This is a genomic window from Bradyrhizobium sp. SRL28 (genome assembly GCF_018596315.1).
Lineage (GTDB): Bacteria > Pseudomonadota > Alphaproteobacteria > Rhizobiales > Xanthobacteraceae > Bradyrhizobium.
Genome location: NZ_JAHEAG010000173.1, coordinates 1 through 962, shown reverse-complemented (window position 1 = coordinate 962; position 962 = coordinate 1). Strand labels below are relative to the sequence as shown.

Annotated in this window: 1 protein-coding gene; it reads right to left on the bottom strand. The window is 63.8% G+C overall.

Translation table 11 applies throughout. The annotated features are described in order from the left end of the window. Positions 1–962: chemotaxis protein CheA (locus KIP88_RS45845; protein WP_214494627.1), on the bottom strand; the 962-nt coding region annotated here is incomplete at both ends.

The window sequence follows — 962 nt, the reverse complement described above, 5'->3', positions numbered from 1 at the left end:
TCGGCGAACACCAGGATCGGCTGCGAGCCCTGGGTCTGCACGGTGACCCCGGTCATCTGCACCAGCGGCATCAGCTGCTCGCGGTACTGCACCATGTAGCGGCCGTTACTGAGCTCGATCTTGTCGGTGGCGATCTCCTCCAGCCGGGTGACGAGGCCGAGCGGCACCGCCTTGGGCTGGCTCGATCCGGCGCGGAACACCAGCAGCGAGGTCAGCTGTTCGCCGCCGATCGCATGTGCGGCGGAGGCCTCATCGGCCATCTCATGGGCCGACGAGCCGGAGGCGCCGAGCGCTTTCGCAATGCCGTTGGGGTCGATGATCATGATCACGGCGCCATCACCCAGAATGGTGTTGCCGGAGAACATGTCGATGTGCCGCAGCTTGGTTGACATCGGCTTGACCACGATTTCTTCGGTGTGGAACACGCCGTCGACCACGATGCCAAAGGTCTGGCTGCCGACTTGCGTCACCACGATGAAGCCGTTCTCGGGATCACTTGAGGAGCCGTCGTCGATCTTCAACAGCTTCTTCAGGTGCATCAGCGGCAACAGCTTGTTGCGCAACCTGAGCACAGCGGTGTCCTTGATGCGCTCGATGCGGTGTTCAGAGTTGGCCCGCGCCCGCACCAGCTCGACGACGGAGAGCTGCGGGATCGCAAAGCGGTCGCCGGCGGCTTCCACGATCAGGGCCGAGACGATGGCGAGCGTCAGCGGGATCTTGATGGTGACGGAAGAGCCCTCACCCGCCACGCTCTTGATGTCGATGGTGCCGCCGATCTGGTCGATATTGGTGCGCACCACGTCCATGCCGACGCCGCGGCCGGAGACCGAGGTGACGGTGGCGGCGGTGGAGAAGCCCGGGGCAAAGATGAACTTGTGGATCTGGGCTTCCGTCATCTTCTCCAGTTCGGCCTCGCTGACGAGACCGTTCTGCAGCGCCTTGGCCTTGATCCGCTCGGTGTT